The organism is Runella sp. MFBS21 (assembly GCF_029433105.1).
Lineage (GTDB): Bacteria > Bacteroidota > Bacteroidia > Cytophagales > Spirosomataceae > Runella.
Genome location: NZ_JARNTW010000002.1, coordinates 175,009 through 192,416 on the forward strand (window position 1 = coordinate 175,009; position 17,408 = coordinate 192,416).

Annotated in this window: 12 protein-coding genes; 5 read left to right on the forward strand and 7 right to left on the reverse strand. The window is 40.5% G+C overall.

Features of this window, described 5'->3' with window-relative positions; all coding sequences use genetic code 11:
- Positions 1-42: 42 nt before the first annotated feature.
- Together P1X15_RS05040 and P1X15_RS05045 are read right to left on the reverse strand one after the other, a co-directional pair.
- Positions 43-240 (reverse strand): hypothetical protein, encoded by a 198-nt coding sequence (locus tag P1X15_RS05040; RefSeq protein WP_277337053.1) that lies wholly within the window; start codon positions 238-240, stop codon positions 43-45.
- 147 nt (positions 241-387) lie between these two features.
- A complete protein-coding gene (locus P1X15_RS05045; RefSeq protein WP_277337054.1) occupies positions 388-1,020 on the reverse strand; it encodes a Crp/Fnr family transcriptional regulator in 633 nt (210 codons plus the stop codon).
- A 423-nt stretch (positions 1,021-1,443) separates the two neighbouring features.
- On the opposite strand from P1X15_RS05045, the gene P1X15_RS05050 reads away from it, so the two are divergent.
- Both P1X15_RS05050 and P1X15_RS05055 read left to right on the forward strand, forming a co-directional pair.
- Positions 1,444-3,759: a glycoside hydrolase family 65 protein gene (locus tag P1X15_RS05050; RefSeq protein WP_277337055.1), complete on the forward strand. Its 2,316-nt coding sequence runs from the start codon at positions 1,444-1,446 to the stop codon at positions 3,757-3,759.
- 157 nt (positions 3,760-3,916) lie between these two features.
- Positions 3,917-4,792, forward strand: coding sequence for a glycosyltransferase family 2 protein (locus P1X15_RS05055; protein ID WP_277337056.1), 876 nt, complete (start codon positions 3,917-3,919; stop codon positions 4,790-4,792).
- Positions 4,793-4,861: 69 nt separating this feature from the next.
- On the opposite strand, the gene P1X15_RS05060 is transcribed toward P1X15_RS05055, so the two are convergent.
- The 3 genes from P1X15_RS05060 to P1X15_RS05070 form a co-directional block, all read right to left on the reverse strand.
- Positions 4,862-8,041, reverse strand: coding sequence for a T9SS type A sorting domain-containing protein (locus P1X15_RS05060; protein WP_277337057.1), 3,180 nt, complete (start codon positions 8,039-8,041; stop codon positions 4,862-4,864).
- Between the two features lie 143 nt (positions 8,042-8,184).
- Complete coding sequence (locus P1X15_RS05065) at positions 8,185-9,072, reverse strand: alpha/beta hydrolase (RefSeq protein WP_277337058.1); 888 nt, start codon at positions 9,070-9,072, stop codon at positions 8,185-8,187.
- Between the two features lie 156 nt (positions 9,073-9,228).
- Positions 9,229-9,837, reverse strand: a complete 609-nt coding sequence (locus P1X15_RS05070; RefSeq protein WP_277337059.1) for a 2OG-Fe(II) oxygenase — start codon at positions 9,835-9,837, stop codon at positions 9,229-9,231.
- A 407-nt stretch (positions 9,838-10,244) separates the two neighbouring features.
- Between P1X15_RS05070 and P1X15_RS05075 the strand changes: the two genes are divergently transcribed.
- Positions 10,245-11,429: a DUF6600 domain-containing protein gene (locus P1X15_RS05075; protein ID WP_277337060.1), complete on the forward strand. Its 1,185-nt coding sequence runs from the start codon at positions 10,245-10,247 to the stop codon at positions 11,427-11,429.
- Between the two features lie 52 nt (positions 11,430-11,481).
- Here the strand turns inward: P1X15_RS05075 and P1X15_RS05080 are convergent, their stop codons facing one another.
- A complete protein-coding gene (locus P1X15_RS05080) occupies positions 11,482-12,246 on the reverse strand; it encodes a LytTR family DNA-binding domain-containing protein (RefSeq protein ID WP_277337061.1) in 765 nt (254 codons plus the stop codon).
- Complete coding sequence (locus P1X15_RS05085) at positions 12,221-13,348, reverse strand: sensor histidine kinase (protein WP_277337062.1); 1,128 nt, start codon at positions 13,346-13,348, stop codon at positions 12,221-12,223. Before P1X15_RS05085 ends, P1X15_RS05080 begins: the two co-directional genes overlap by 26 nt.
- A 352-nt stretch (positions 13,349-13,700) precedes the next feature.
- On the opposite strand from P1X15_RS05085, the gene P1X15_RS05090 reads away from it, so the two are divergent.
- Positions 13,701-14,627, forward strand: coding sequence for a DUF2279 domain-containing protein (locus P1X15_RS05090; protein ID WP_277337063.1), 927 nt, complete (start codon positions 13,701-13,703; stop codon positions 14,625-14,627).
- A gap of 205 nt (positions 14,628-14,832) precedes the next feature.
- A complete protein-coding gene (locus P1X15_RS05095; RefSeq protein WP_277337064.1) occupies positions 14,833-17,373 on the forward strand; it encodes a TonB-dependent receptor domain-containing protein in 2,541 nt (846 codons plus the stop codon).
- Positions 17,374-17,408 lie beyond the last annotated feature (35 nt).

Below are 17,408 nucleotides of genomic sequence, written 5' to 3' on the forward strand. Positions count from 1 at the left end.
CAACAAAAATCGCTATCTTTTACTTTCGTGCAATCGCCCTAGTTACTTATCGGTTAAAGCCAATTTTTCAATTGTTTTTTGTAGTGATTTGTGATTACTAAATTTTAGATGCCCGTTGACTAATGTTATTTCTTCAGAAAGTTGATTCGGTTTCCTATTAGATATAGGATCTTGTTCATTTTGACAAGCTAATAGGAGAAATAGTCCCCCAGTAAGCAAAAAAGAAAATAACTTTTTCATACTTTTGTTTGGTTTAATTTGAAATGATTAGACTCATAAGCCTCCCTCGTCCGCCAAGATGTCTGGGGGGCTTACTTGTTACAAACCTAACTAAACTTCCGAAAACCGAAGGTAGTTTAAACTACCAAATGTGACTTGTACCCAATTTTATGTCTTTTTCTTTGCCAATCGCGCTCGGATTTTACACAAGGTTACGCGGTGAATCCCCAAATAAGAGGCTATGTGCTTTACTTTGAGTCGGTAAGTTGCCTGATGATATAGCTTTAGAAAAAACTCATAGCGTTTTTGAGGGTTGGATTGGTGCAGCAAAAGGTTACGTTCGTGGGTGGTTTCGAGCCAATGACGACACAGATTATCAAACACCGCTTTCAGTTCAGGGTATTGACCGATGAGCTGCTGCCAATCGTCGTACCTAATACCCTGTAAGGTGGTGGCTTCTTCCGTAATGCACGACTCAAGAGCTGGCTTTTTTGAAAGAAGGCTGCTCAAGGCACAAAAAAACATACCCGTAGGAGCGAAGCCTGTTGTTTTTTCGCCGTCGGGTTGTTGTTGAAAAAAACGCACCGTACCACTTTTAATCCAATAAATGTGAGCATTGGCTTGGCTTTCTCTAAACACCAAACTTTGAGCGGGGAGGTTGCTTTCGGTAAGGCAAGCGGCAATGGATTTCTGACATGTGTCCCTCAGCGGGCCGTAATGGAGCAGGGCTGTAACAAAGTTTTCGTCTTGTGTCTGGCACAAATGCGCTTCAAAGGAAGAAATAGAATCAAGGTGTGACATAGTAGAGTTTAGGCTGCAAGGTTGGTAATGTACAATTTTAGCTATCCAATTTTTAAGATATTGCTAAACTTAAATGTATATAAAATAACATGGAAAAACAAAATAGGAGAGAACCGTAAACCCTGAAATTCCGGTGAAATCTAACTATTGTCCGGTGAAATGACTATAAAAGTTGAAAGCCATGAACTTTAAGGCACTCAATGGAGGTAGATATTTCTATCATTGTATAGTTAGGAGAGAAAATCAGGTAAATGGAAATTTATTTGAATAGTACAATTTATGAGGTTGTTTTATTTGGCCAATTAAGGCTCTAATGTTTTACTCAATGCGTAAAAACCAGAACAATTAAAGATAAAATCGATGAAAAAACCTTCGGCTGAAATGCCTACTTTTGGGCCAACATTCATGTAGATAATACCCAAAATGAAAAATTATATAAAACACGACCCTTGGTGCATCATTGAAGAAGGGTTTGCAGCCGATTACAACGAAATCACCGAGAGCCTTACGAGCCTTGGCAACGGACGCATGGGGCAAAGGGGTAATTTTGAAGAACGGTTTTCGGGAAAAACTTTGCTGGGCAATTATGTGGCAGGCGTGTTTTACCCCGACAAAACCCGCGTTGGCTGGTGGAAAAACGGCTACCCACGGTATTTTGCCAAAGTACTCAATGCTTGTAATTGGATTGGAATAGACATAGATATTGAAGGCGAAACCCTTGATTTGGCTACGTGCGAGGTGTCAGAATACACCCGCGTACTCAATATGAAAGAGGGAATACTGGAGCGGAAGTTTGTAGCGACGCTTGCAAGTGGTAAGCAAGTACGGGTACATGCTCAACGTTTTTGTAGCATCGTTGACGATGAAGCAGGTGCGATTCGGTATGCCATCACTCCGCTCAATTTTGACGGCAAAATCACCCTTGTTCCTTCCCTCAACGGGGATATTAGCAATAAAGACTCCAATTATGGCGAAAAATTTTGGGATGAAATCCACAAGGAAACGTCTTTTGGGGAGGCATACCTTGAAATGCGTACCAAAGATACACCTTTCAAAACCGAGCTTTTTAACGTATGTACAGGGATGAAAATAGATTTGAAAATCGATGGAAAAAAGGTTGATTTTCAGAGCTTACCTGTCAAGGAGGAAAAGTGCGTGGCGTGTCGTATCATACTTAATGCCAAGACCAACGAAGAAATCGCTTTATACAAATATGCCGTCAATTTGGCCTCTCTCAATCATTCGGTGGAGGAGTTATTGCCTAACGCTAAGGTATATACTAATCGGATATTTAAGAAGGGTTTTGAACAAATGAAAGCCGAGCAAATCCAAGCTTGGGCGGAGCGTTGGGCACAAAACGACATCATCATTGAAGGTGATGATGCAGCTCAGCAGGGAATTCGTTTTAATATTTTTCAATTAGAACAAACCTACACGGGCGAAGACGACCGCCTCAATATTGGTCCTAAGGGCTTCACGGGGGAAAAATATGGCGGTAGTACCTACTGGGATACCGAGGCCTATTGCTTGCCTTTTTATTTGGCTACTGCCGACCAAAAAGTAGCGCGTAATCTGCTAGTATATCGTTATAAACACCTCCAAAAAGCCATCGAAAATGCCCAAATGCTCGGCTTTAAAGATGGTGCTGCCCTCTATCCGATGGTGACCATGACGGGCGAAGAATGTCATAATGAGTGGGAAATTACGTTTGAAGAAATTCACCGAAACGGGGCCATTGCGTATGCCATTTATGACTATATCCGTCATACTGACGATGAGGCGTATCTCGGCGAATATGGCCTAGAAGTGTTGATTGCGGTTTCTCGTTTTTGGGCGCAAAGGGTCAATTGGTCCTCTGACAAACAAAAGTACGTAATGCTAGGTGTGACTGGTCCGAATGAGTACGAAAACAACGTCAACAACAACTGGTACACCAACTACCTCGCCGCTTGGTGTTTGCGATTTACGTTAGAATCAATTGCCAAAGTAGAGCTACAAAACCCTGCCGCTTTGGCTGCTATTTATGAACGAGTGGGCTTCAATGCCGCTACCGAAACAGCCAAATGGAGTCAGGTAGTGGAGAATATGTATTATCCTTACGATGCAGAGCGTCAGGTCTTTTTACAACAAGACGGATTTTTGGATAAAGAATTATTGACTGTAGAGGATATTGCAGCACAGCGGCCTATCAATCAGCGCTGGTCATGGGATAGAATTTTGCGGAGTTGTTTTATCAAACAAGCCGATGTACTGCAAGGGTTGTATTTCTTTGAAGATGAGTTTGATATAGAGACTATTCGCCGCAATTTTGATTTCTACGAGCCCATGACCGTCCACGAATCGTCGCTGTCGCCTTGTGTGCATGTGATATTGGCGGCTATGCTTGGCTATAACGAAAAAGCCTACGAGATGTATTTGCGTACCTCAAGGCTTGATTTGGATGATTACAACAACGACACCGAAGATGGGCTTCATATTACGAGCATGGCAGGTACATGGATGTCGGTCATCAAAGGATTTGCAGGAATGCGAATCAAAAATGGTAGCCTGTCATTCACACCTTTCTTGCCTACCCAATGGCAGGGGTATTCTTTCAGAATTACCTTCAAAAAACAGGTCGTACGGATTGGGGTTCGCCGCGGAGAAGTAGAAGTCGAAAACCTCTCCAATGAACCTTTGCAAATAATGATAAATGATAATGTCTTGCACCTAGAAGCACACCAATCACAGACGGTGTAAGCCTCCATTAAATGGTCTAAAAACAGGGTATTTGTATGTCTTATAAAAAAGTCGGCAGAAAATTTTTGCCGACTTTTTTGTATTTTGTTGCAATGCTAAGCGCATTTCTTGCGTATGGATAGCAAATACCTTCATAACTGTTATTAGTTTTTACACCATGATTGAATATTTTTCACACTCTAGAAAACAGGGTGTACCTCTGTTTTCGATAATTATTCCTACTTGGAATAATCTCACTTATCTACAAACTTGCATTAGGAGCATTCGCCAAAACTCCACCTATAATCATCAAATCGTATTGCATATCAATGAGGGAATGGACGGTACCGCCGAATGGGCCAAAAAAGAACAAATAGATTATAGCTATTCGGCCCAAAACGTCGGGATATGTCTTGGTTGTAATGCGGCGTATTCGCTAACCAAGGCTGATTATATCGTATACATGAACGACGACATGTATGCTTGTCCTGATTGGGACAAATACCTTTATGATGCAATCAAAGAGTATGGAAAAGATGATTTTTATTTTTCTGGTACTCAAATAGAGCGTTATCCTCGCGACAATGCTTTTATCGTAAGTGGTAAAGATTATGGCGATAGCATTCAGAATTTTGATGAACAACGACTCCTACGCGATTATAGCTCTTTGGCGGTTCCTGATTGGAATGGCGCTTCATTTCCGCCAAGTGTGATGCACCGTCACTTTTGGAATCTAATTGGGGGTTTTAGCGTGGAGTTTAGCCCCGGTATGTATTCTGACCCTGATATGAGTCGTAAACTTTGGGAGGTAGGTGTGCGTAATTTTAGGGGAATTGGTAAAAGCCTTGTGTACCATTTTATTTCAAAGTCGGTCAGTAGGGTAAGTCACAATCCAGGACGTAAGCAGTTTCTAAAAAAATGGAAAATGACTGCCAATACTTTTTACACTTTTTATCTTGATTTTTATAATACCAAACAAAGCTCTTATATTTTTCCGATATCGTTAAAATTGAAGTTAAAATTATTGAGTGATAGAATCAGGCTGCATTTGTGAAAAGTAGCTGTTTAAAAATACAGCCAAAAAATAATTGATAGTTCGTTACAGCTTGAAGCTTATCTTTTGCTAGAAAAAGATAAGCTTTTGTGTAAAGCGCTGGTGATTGATATAATAAACCAATATATAGCTTCCTTTGGGAAGTGCCGAAGGACGTAAAAAATAATTATTCCTACTATCTGAATTAGCATCTATTTGAGTATGCTTAATAGGAAGGAGGTGAGACACTTCTTGTCCAAGCATATTATACAAAAATGCTTCTTTAATGTCTACTTGCTGTGACGTAACCTGAAAGAAGTCTTTGATAGGGTTGGGGAATACGTTTGATTTTGTGTCGGCAATGAGAGGTGACCAATAACTAAAATCAATGCCAAAGCTCGCAATGGTAGGAGCGTATAGTTGGTTGCCAGCTTGTTCTGCTTTGATCACAACACGCACAGGTTTTGTTATGTCGAGCCAGCCTTCTTTTGTCAAAATAGATTCGTAATTAGGGCTTAAATAAAGGGAGTCGTGGCGAATATAAAAAAGCTGAGAAGTAATGTAATTGTTGTCTAAGGAGCTATATATCAGTGGTAATCGAGACGAGGCCACACCTCGAATTTTAAAAGGGAAGTCTTTTGATAATAAATGATAAGTCTCATTGGTAGTCGAAAGCCCCTCAAAACTAATACTTTGGGGATATTGTTTAATCTGCCAATATAGGGTACGTTCAGTGGCGGCGTAGTGAGGGGTTTGTGGTTGAGAAATTCTGATTTTGACTGTTCCAGCTTCGCCAGTAGGATACATCAATCCCTCTTTGAAATAGGCACCTTTTCCTTCTACGAACACCCTAAGTGGTACTTCTGCGGTAGTGGTGTAAGTCAAAGGAAGAGGGCTGAAATCAACATACAGAGTAGTGTCATTGATAGATGTTTTGATAGAAGCTGTGGGGAGCTTAGGGAGTTGTATCGTGGCAGAAGTATAGTAGGGTTGCCCACCTTTTACGGAAGTGGCTACGAATGACAACACGCCCGTGTCACCCCCAAATATGAGTTTATTGCCTTCTAGTTTGCCTATATTGTCTAATGAATGAGTGCGTACTTTGACTTGACCACTAGTGGCTTCATAAAATTCTGTGCGTATGTTGACATTTACGGTAGAACCATCCGAGCTAAAAGTTTCCAAGGTTAACCCTGTTTTTTTGAGGCTATCAGTTAGGGTAATTATCTTAGGCAAGTTTTTAATTTCAACCCATCTTGTCGAAGATTGAGTAGAATATCGATAAAGTTTATTGTCTAATACAGAAAGGATATCCTGATTAGGTAGAATATCTATCAATTTGTCGTTGGAAATCTGATAGTTAATGATATCAAAACTTTTGCCAAAACGCCCTTTTACCTGAAACGAATTGTCTATAGATAAATCAGGCAAAAGCTTATTGAAACCAGCCAAAAGTAAATCTCCTCTTTGGGTAATATATTTGTAATGATCGAATTTTTCCGAGAAATCTCCATCCGAGTATAGTTTAGTATATCCATCTTGTCCTAAACGACAAACATAAATACTACTTCCATAACATGTTCCATTCAAGCATTGTCCATCAAAAAGAATGACAGTATTTCCTACTTTTTTTAGGTGTAATTCAGGAAAGCTGTAAGAGTGGAGGAGGGGTGCAGCTTTAAATTGGTTGTCTTTTTGACCATTTAAGGCAAATCTATTTCCTCCATGATAAATTTTACTATCGTTGGCTATGACCAGGTTGGTAATTAAAGCTCCGCCCTCCCAATTGAATTCTGAATCTAACTTTCCTTCAAATGTGTAGCGTTGTAGGGTATTGTTGGAAGAAGCATAAATGTGTTTTCGGATTGTATCTACTTCTATTATATTACCAGCAATCGAAGAAAGCATCTGCTCTTGATTTTGAGCATCAATTTTGACTTTTGTGTTATCAAAAACGTCAAATAAGACTTCGCTTCCGCCTAGGTGAAATATTTTTTTGACGGGTTTTTCAAAACGGAAAAATTCTTGATTTTGATAATATTTAATAAACGACAATTGGCTGTCAAAAGGATTTTTATAACCTATCCAATAGTCAGCGTTTGATAAAGTTTGAATATAGGTGATTGCTCTTTCAAGCTTCCGTTTAGGAATTATAAATTCTCTGACGGTATCAGCCAGTGTGTTAATGTTTACTTCATGCAGTTTTTGATAAATATCTTGATAATATAATATGTCGTTTTGTACTAGTAGAGTGGAGAAGTTGGCTAGGGGAGTGTCAAGTTTTTTGATATTTCCTTTATTATCAACAAAAGCAAAACCTTTCTTCTCTATCATATATGTAAGATAAGAAGTATTGGTCGATTCAAGGTATTGATAGTTTATATTTGGATTGTTATCGATGAGGGGTAATTGTGCATTAAAAGGCAGTATTTTACCCTCAAAGCTAATTTTTATAATTTCTTTAAGATTATTTTTATTATAAAGTATTTTTTTTATAATTAATGTATCTTCATGAAAATCAATATTTTGTAAGGATTCATAGGAAGAAGAAAGATGAAGGTCTTCCTGATTTATTTCAAACACAAGATGATTGCTTGTCATCAGTTGTTCTTTGGGCCTCAAATGGTAAAGCTGAAGTGCAGATTTTTTAGTATTAGGGTTATGAATGACCCAGACCCAGATATTTTTATCAATATCTACTCTTATGTTACCCACCAAGAATGTGCTTGAATTTGACTTTGAGCTTAAGTGTTGATTGTTGATGGTCGCTAAAAAATGACCATCAGTATCGTATACGTGTAGATTCTCAATAGATATGTTTCCTGCTACCAATTCTTTGGTGATGATACACCCATTACTTATTTGGTCAATCCTAAACTCTTTGACTTGAATCGTTTTTGTTTGTAAAGTCGCTAAATCAAAATAAGATAGATTGTGACCCGTGGTGTTGTCGTTATTTGTAAAAGGAATGTACCAGAAACCATCGTTAGTAAGACTATTTCTTATAAAATTCCCCTGAAATTTTTCAATAATATTACCTTTTGAGTCTAGAACAGCTATTTCATTTGGATTAGAATAAATGACTTCTGGAGAAGGTAGCTCTATAGAAGCAATCGTAAATTTTGAATTAAATTCAATGATTTGCTTGATTTGATAACTTGCTGTTTCGAAGGTTGGAGCTTGAAATACAAACTTGCTATCAGGAGCATATATTTGAGCCTTTAAAGCTCCAAATAATAGAAAAAATAGAGAAGTGTAGATGATTTTCATTAATGTTGAAGTAGATAGGCTGTACTACAATTAAGTTTTATTCAAAAATAAAAAACTTAATTTATTAATAAAAAAAGGAATGGAAATAAACTAGACAGTTATTCCCATTCCTTTAAAATACTTTGGCTAATTGTATGTATCTTTTACTGCGCTAGACCCATGCCAATGAGCCAATTATGGCACCCATCGGGCCAGCCATGTACGGAGCCTTTTTGTTTTTTTGCCAGTCCAAATCCATGCCCACCATTTTCATAAATGAGTATAGAAGCGGGAATATTTAATTTGCGTAGCGCATCATAATAAAGCAAGCTATTTTCGACGGGTACGCCTTTATCGTCCGTAGCATGAACCAATAAAGTAGGAGGTGTTTTGTCGGATACTTGTTTTTCGGTTGAGAAAAGCGCTAACTTGGCGGGGTCAGGGTTTTTGCCTAGCAATTTTTCAAACGAACCCGCGTGCTTTTTGGAACCAGAACTAATAACAGGATACATTAAAATCGCAAAATTGGGTTTTAAAACATCCACACTGCTCAAGTTGTCGAAGGCCGAAAATTGGGGAGCAAGGTGCCAAAGTGTACTCACCGTCGAAGCCAAATGCCCTCCTGCCGAAAAGCCCATCACACCGATACGGTTGGGGTCGATGTTGTATTTGGCTGCATTTTCCCGAATCAATTTCATCCCTTGAAGCGCATCTTGGAGTGCTACTTCGTGTTTGTTGGACCAGAGGGCGTCGTCGGGTAGGCGGTATTTTAGTACAAATGCGGTTACGCCAAAACCATTAAACCATTTGGCTACATCCACTCCTTCATGACCTGCTGCTTCTATACCATAGCCACCCCCCGGACAAATCATTACGGCCGTGCCATTGGGTTTGGCTGGAAAGTAAGCCGACAAAGTAGGCAATACAATATTACTGATTCGCAAAACACCATCATTGCCGACTTCAATCTTTTCTTGAATTGTACGATTTTTTAAATCATTAGGAATCTGCCCTTCGGGCCAAAGAGGAATGACGGTTTGCGAACGCGACATGGTAGAAATCAGACTTAAGGATAAAAATTGAAGGAGGAGAAGCAAACGATAAGTGCGGCGCATAAAACTGAAGGAATAAATGTTTAGTTTTTTGGTTATAAAAGCAAATAAACCTCAAAAGTTAATCTCTCTGTCTGCTAGAAAAAACGATTCAAACTAGTAAGTACGTAGCCAACCTGTGAGGCTGAGACGTTCGCGAGTAGCAGGAAGTACCTCATGTTCGAGTTTGTCAGCTTCAAAGCATACGAGTCGGCCTCCTATGGGAGAGACTTTGAGTGACTCGCCATTGGAAAGATACACCACCAACTCCCCCCCATCGGTAGGTTCCCAATTTTCGTTAAGATAGCAAATCACCGACATTTTGCGGCGGGAGTCATGGCGAAAGCGGTCAAGATGTCGTTTATAAAAAGTGCCTACTGGATAGAGCGCATAATGAAACTCAAAATCGCGAAGACCCAGAAAACAAGTACGGTTGAGATATTGAATCAAATCATTGATTTTTTCAAAAAAGGCTTGTTCTGCGGGGTAAGTTGAATGTTCGTTGAGCCACAAAATATGATCTCCTCTGATTCCTGCCTTGACCTGATGCTCCGACCCTTGCCCAATGCCCGCCGTTTTGAAGGCGCCGTCAGAATGCCGTTGTCGTAATGTTTGACTCAATGACTTTAGCTCGGAAGGGTTCAAAAAGTTGTCTAATATTCCGTAACCTTGTTCTGTGATGTTGTCTATCAGCGTATCAAATATCTCCATGAGGGGCGTTGCCATAAATAAAACACTAAGTAATGAATTTTAACTTAAATAAGCACAGCGGTAATTTGATAGTTTGAAAATTAGGTAATTTGAGATTTTATTGTAATATTCTGATTATCAAAAATTTATATCGATTTTGACTCTTGAATTTATATGTTTGTAAATTTTATAAAGTGTTTTTTTGGTATATTTTATTCTTTTCATCAGAATAGCTCCTTTCATTTTGGTTTTGCCCACAGATTGAATGTTAGTATTCTATCCCTGATAGGGGTTCTAAGTCTAAGTTGGGCTGTTGAGTACCCACAAAAAATGACTTTGGTTAACGATTGTTAATGTTGGGATTAGGATTGTGAAATTAAAATAGAAACCCCTAACTTTTCGTTGAAATAGTACAAAGTTGAATTTAACATATCAATAAGGTCATGAAAGCAATTCATAAAATAAAATGGGTGTATCTCGTTCTCTTATTAACCATAGCAGGAACGACCCTTGCGCAGCCTGGAGTCAGAATTTCTCGCTATGATTTCTATGATGAACTAGCCCCTTATGGCCAATGGATGGACTATCCTTCTTATGGCCAAGTATGGCGTCCACGGGTAGAAGTAGGGTTTCAGCCCTATGCTACTGCAGGCCACTGGGAAATGACCGAATACGGCAATACCTGGATGTCAGACTATGAGTGGGGGTGGGCACCTTTTCACTACGGTCGTTGGTTGTTTGATGATTATTATGGCTGGATTTGGGTTCCTGACGATGAGTGGGGCCCTGCTTGGGTTACTTGGCGTTCGGGGGGAGGTTATTATGGCTGGGCACCCTTAGGCCCTGGTATGGGAATAGACCTCCATATTAGTGTCAATCTTCCTTACAATTACTGGGTGTTTGTGCCAGAGATATACATCAGAAGCCCTCGCGTTTATAGTTACTGCGTGCCTCGCCCAAGGGTAGTAAATGTCTACAATAGCACTACTATTATCAACAATTATTATCGATACAACAATCGCTCGTATGTGTATGGCCCTCAGCGCTATGATATTGAGCGTGTAACCAGAAGCAGAGTAAATGTGTACCGCGCCGATGACCTGTATCGCCAAGGTAGAAGCTACGCTCGCAACAATGACCGCGACTATCGTCAAGAACCCAATCGTAATTATGGCCCCTCACGCCCTACTTATGATACACCAGCTCGACGCGATAACCAATCTTATTCAGGTAACAACAACAGAGTATATCGCGACAATACGCCCCCTGCTCGCTCGCAAGATGGGCAAAACGACAGAAGTTACCAATCGGCTCCCCGTGGTAATGCTCAACGTACTTGGTCGGACGATAGCTACTCGCAGCCACGTAACGGAAGAGAAAGCCAAAGTCGCGAAACTACTCCGCAGCGTACTTATGAGAATGCTCCTTCGCGACGCGGAGGAGGTGACAATGGAGCACCCACTCGCTCGTACGAACCCTCGCGCGATACGCGTGACTACTCACGGGCTCGTGGTCAACAAGAATCATCGCCTCGTAGCTCTTCTGAGCGCCAAGGCGGCGGTGGCGAAAGAGAGGGCGGTGGTGAAAGAGTGGGCGGCGGTGGTGGCCGCCGTGGCGGAGGCAACTGACAACAAAGGTAAAGACACGTAAGTAGAATGGGCATAAATCACAGAAAGTGGTTTATGCCCATTTGCTTACAAACTGATTGAAAGTGTCTTTATACTGCTCACTTACCGGAATGGTAGTATTCCCAATTTGAATGCTATTGCGTGTAAGAGAAGTGATTTTTTCTAAAGAAACAATAAACGAACGGTGTACCCTCATAAAGCGCCGTGACGGAAGCTTATCTTCGAGTGCTTTCAGACTTGTAAGCGATAAAATGGGCTTGGTAGAGCTTTGTAAATGCACCTTTACGTAATCTTTCAGCCCTTCGATATACAAAATATCATTGAACGCTACCCTTACCAACTGATACTCAACTTTCAAAAACAAGGAGTCTTCTTCGGGCTCGGCAGGAAGTGAAGCTGGCGTAGGCGGTGCTACTGGTGCTGGAGTGGGGCGATTCACTAGCTCAAAGTATCCTTTGGCCTTGGTCGCTGCTCTCAAAAATTCCTCATAATTAAATGGCTTCAGTAAGTAATCAAGAGCATCTACTTTATAACCTTCAAGGGCAAAATTGTTGAAAGCTGTCGTGAAAATAATGCGTGGACCTGCTCCATTTTGCTGGCTTTGAGAAAGAATGCGAGCCAATTCGATGCCTGTCAAATCGGGCATTTGAATATCCAAAAAAATCAAATCAACTTGGAGCGTGTGCAGTCCCTGTAAGGCTTCTACTGCACTGGAGTATTTTCCTATTAAATTAAGAAAAGGAGTTTTTTCGATAAAAACACTCACCAATCCCAAGGCAAGTGGTTCGTCATCAACGGCTATGCAATTGAGCATCATAGAGAGGCGGACTAGAGTGATTAGTTTGTGATTGAACAGCGGTAGTTTGAAGGGTCAATTCTACCAAAAATTCATCATTGGCGGTATGCTCCGTAATTTTAAGATCATAACGGTCGGGATATAACAAATCCAGACGACGACGCGTGTTGACCAATCCAATACCGTTGCTTTCTTCCAACGATACGCTTTTCTGTGAAAAGAGCGTATTTCTCACTTCTACCCGTAAAATTTGAGCTTCTTGCTTGATACCAATATAAATATGACTGGGCTGGGTAGCACTTACCCCGTGTTTAAAGGCATTTTCGAGAAAAGGCAAAAGTATCATGGGGGCGATAGCTACGTCAGTTTGGGGAGTGGGTTGTTCAAACTCTACTTTTACTTTATCGGTGAGTCGAAGCTGCATAAGTTGGATATAGTCTTGCAAAAAAGCAATCTCTTGACTCAATCTGACAGTCCCTTCTTTGGTTTCATACAATACATACCGCATCATTCTGGATAATCTATGCAATGCTTCCTGAGCCGATTCTACATCTATCATGGTAAGGGCATAGATATTGTTGAGGGTATTGAAGAAAAAGTGAGGGTTGATTTGGGCTTTCAAAAAGGAAAGCTCAGAAGTAACTTTGTCTTTCTCCAATTGTACCCGTACTTGGGTGTCTTTTTGCCATGTTTGCACTACCGTAATACTCGTACTTGCCCCAAGCGAAAGCAAAGAATACAGGAAAGTAAAAGAATCAAAGCGGCGCGGACGATTGGGATTGTAAGGCTCGTTGGGTCTAAATACCTTATGCCACAGCTCGGGCAAATTAAGCCAAGTTTCAAGCCCTTGAATACTCCAATAAATCGTAACTACGATGCTCACAATCGAGACAATATACCAAGCTGTGTGGTTGCGAAAAAGTAACTTTGGTACTAAAATATAGGTATTTACGTAGAAAGCAATTACCAGTAAGCTCAATAATACCCACTGTTTGACCCAAAATTCAGAAGGCGGATCGATGCTCATGCCTTTGGGTTGTGAAAACAAAAGAGGAGTCACAAGGAGCCACCCAAAGATATGCAGCATGAAAGGTATATAACGACGTTGGGGACGGAGGAGCATAACAATACAATTTAGTCTGCAATATTAAAAAACGACGTTGAGTATTGAGGTTTAGAATCTACTAACCTAAAGGATTTACCGACAGAGACCTAACTTTGTTCTTTGAGTGAGATGCCTAAACAAATTTAGAATAATCTCATTGTAGACCAAATCAAATAACTTAATTTCCTTTTAAGGATATTTTTTTGGTTTGAAAATCAGGGGATTATATGGAACGAATGCGGGCTGGTTTTTAGATTAATAAACAAATAAAAATGCCCGTTGGATAAAATTTGTGTTTTTGATTGGTTCATAATCAATATCTTAATTCCATAATAAGTGAAAGGGCACAGGTATTAAAGAAAGAGAATAAATGAAAAAAGCTAAAAGTGGGAAATGGGCCGGGATATTGTTATTATCTGTTTTTAGCCAACAGGCCATATCCCAAATCGATTCGATAGAAAAACCAGTACCGGTATTTCATAAGGGTAGATTTGCGGCGGTAGTAGCTACCGAAGCTACCCTGTATGTAGGTACGATGGCTTACCTCAATTTTATCTGGTATAAAGACGAAAAACGTGTTCCCTTTGAGTTTTATAATGATGCCGCAGGCTACTTGCAAGTAGATAAATTTGGACATGCCTACGGGGCTTATCTTGAGAGTTATATAGGTTATAAAGCATTGCGGTGGGCAGGCGCTACTAAGAAAAAAGCTTTGTGGTTTGGAGGGACGCTCGGTTTTTTGCTTCAATCTCCTATTGAAATCGTAGATGGGTTTTATGAAGGATGGGGTTTTTCGTGGAGCGACATGGCCGCCAATGCTCTCGGAAGTGGTATAGTGATTGGGCAAGAATTGCTTTTTGATGAGCAAATCATGAAATACAAATTCACTTTTCGGCGCTCACCGTATGCTAAGCAAGCCAATGGCTATTTGGGCACCACCTTTGCAGGACAAATATTGCAAGACTACAATGCACATACTTATTGGTTTAGTATTGGACTCAATCGCCTCATTCGTTCAGACAAAATCCCCCCTTGGCTCAACATCGCCGTAGGATATGGGGCCAACGGAATGTTTGGCGAATTTGAAAATATAAGCCGTTGGGGGCAAGTGGTGATTCCACCTACGCAACGTTATCGTCAATTTCTGTTTTCGTTGGATGTAGATTGGACCAAAATCAAAACCAAAAATCGTTTTCTGAATCAAGTATTTCAAAGTATATTTATGCTAAAACTCCCTTTTCCGGCTCTTGAAATCAATACCAAAAACGGTTTTAGATTCTATGGAATGTACTATTGAGTCTATCAATTGCCAAAATTTACCGATAGAATGCTGTTTGTATTATACCAAGTTGAGAATAAAGGCTTAGGAAGAGGAAAAACAATCGCTATCGGTTAAAAATCCCTAATTATCGGTATATCTATCATCTTCGGTCTATTGTATTTTTTTGCGAAATAAAGTTGACGTTACTTTGTTTCATCAAAACGAAAACAATAGATAGACAATGAAAAATATAATTACTTTCGCATTTGTGGTATTGGGAATCACAGCCGCCCAAGCCCAGTTCGGTCCGGGAGGCCCTGGCGGGCAAGGTGGTGATGGCAATGGCCGCAACAGAAACACTAATGCTCAATCACCTTCCCTCAATTTAGAAAGTACCGCTCCTAAAGGCAATTCAAAAATAAGTGGATTTGTGGTGGATTCTTCAGTGACTCAGGCCGTTGAGTTTGCAAATATTGCGCTTTACAACAAAGCTACTGGCAAGCCCGTTGACGGTACAATGGCCGACGAAAAGGGCAAATTTACCTTTAAAAATATTGCCGCTGGCGACTACAAGCTTCTGATTTCATTTATTGGATATAAAGACAAAACCATCGACAATATCAAGCTAGTCAAAGGGCAAGACCTTGATTTAGGGGTCGTAAAACTTAATCCTGATATCAAGACACTTGATGAAGTAGTAGTAACGGGCGAAAAATCACTCATCGAAGAGAAAGTAGATAGAATGGTTTATAATGCCGAAAAAGACCTAACTGCTCGGGGGGGAGATGCGGCCGATGTCTTGAAAAAAGTACCCATGTTGTCGGTTGACTTAGACGGAAATGTGTCGCTCAGAGGAAGTCAAAATATCAGGGTGTTGATTAACAACAAGCCCTCGACTATCGTAGCAAGTAGCATCGCTGATGCACTCAAAATGATTCCGGCAGATTTGATTAAATCAGTGGAAGTAATTACGTCTCCTTCTGCCAAATATGATGCTGAAGGCTCGGCAGGTATCATCAATATTGTTACCAAAAAGTCTACCTTACAGGGACTTACGCTCAATGCTGACGCTGGAGTAGGAGTAAGGGGATCTAACTTGAGCCTTAACGGAAACTATCGTCAAGGAAAATTAGGGATTACATTGGGTGGATTTGGACGGGCTTTTTACAACAAAGCAGGTACTACTCTCGACCAATCGACCCTCCAAAACGGTGTTTCCCTGCTTACCAAGCAATCTACCGATGCGCACGACAATGGCTTATTTGGACGCTATAACCTTGGTTTTGACTATGACTTAGGCAAAAATCAATCTCTTACTGCGGGCGTTAGCTTCGGTACTCGCAACTTTATCCGTTCGCAAGACCTTACCACTCGTTTGTTTACAAATGATGCGCTTTCTTCTACTTCATATCGTGATGTGACCAGCAAAGATTTGTCAAACAACGTGGATATTAATGTGGATTATATCCGCATGTTCAAAAAGCCAGGACAAGAGTGGTCTATTTCGACCCAATACAGCCGCAACAATCTTACCAATAACTTCAATGCCGATTTGTTGAGCGAAAGTAGCAGCCTATTGAGCCGTCAGAAAAACCTTAACTCTAATCTTAACCAAGAAGCCACTATCCAAACGGATTATCAGACGCCGATCAAAACCAATCAAATGATTGAATTTGGTGCCAAAACGATTATGCGTCAGGTAACGAGCGATTATAGCTATCAGATTGCAGGACCTACAGGGGCTTTTGCTAGCGACGCCCGCAATCCAGAAGGTTTTTTGAATTATAATCAAAATATAGTGTCGGGATATTTGTCTTATACTTATTCGACCGCCAAAAAATATACGTTCAAAGTAGGGTCACGTTATGAGTACACTACGATTGATGCCAACGACCAAAAAGGGAAAATCTCAATTCCAAGCTACGGAAATTTGGTCCCAAGTATCAATATCTCTAAAAGCTTGAAAGGCTCAACGCTCAAACTGGCTTACAATCGCCGTATTCAACGCCCCGGTTTGCAACAGTTGAATCCTAACTTCAATGCAGCTAACCCTCAGAATATCAGTATTGGTAATCCAAATTTAAGACCCGAATTGACCAACAATTTTGAGCTTGGTTTGAGTACTAACATCAAGAAAACATACCTCAACGTGGCGGTGTTTGCTCGCTCTACCAACAACAGCATTACCCGTTTGAGCGCTCCTTCGGATACTTTGGCAGGCGCGATTGTGACTACCTTCCAAAACATCGGTAAGCAACAAGTGTACGGAGCTAACGTTTTTGCTAATCTTTATATCACTCCTAAGTGGACCGTAAACGGAGGCGTAGATTTGTATTACAACTACCTCGAAGGCAAAGTACAAGGATTGGACGGTACTTCAATCACAGCAACCAACACCGGTTGGGTGATAGGCGGACGAGTGATGACAAGTCTTGCGCTCAATCAAGGCTGGGCCGTACAAGCCAACGGTGGAATGCGCGGCAATCAAATCACACTGCAAGGAGTTCAGGGAAGCTTCTACATGTATTCGGTAGGAGTGAAAAAAGACTTCAACAACAAAAAAGGAAGTTTGGGATTAGCGGCTGAAAACTTTTTCGGAGGTATGAGTATCAAATCGACAAGCGTGTCGCCGCAGTTTAACCAAACTTTTGTGAACAATATTTATAACCAAAACGTCAAATTAACGTTCAGTTATAAGATAGGAAAAATGAGCTTTACCGCTCCCAAAAAGACCAAGTCTGTGAAAAACGACGATGTGAAAGAAGGAGGAGAGAATCGTTAAACATTAACAGACTTATCAAGTTTACAAATGGAGTA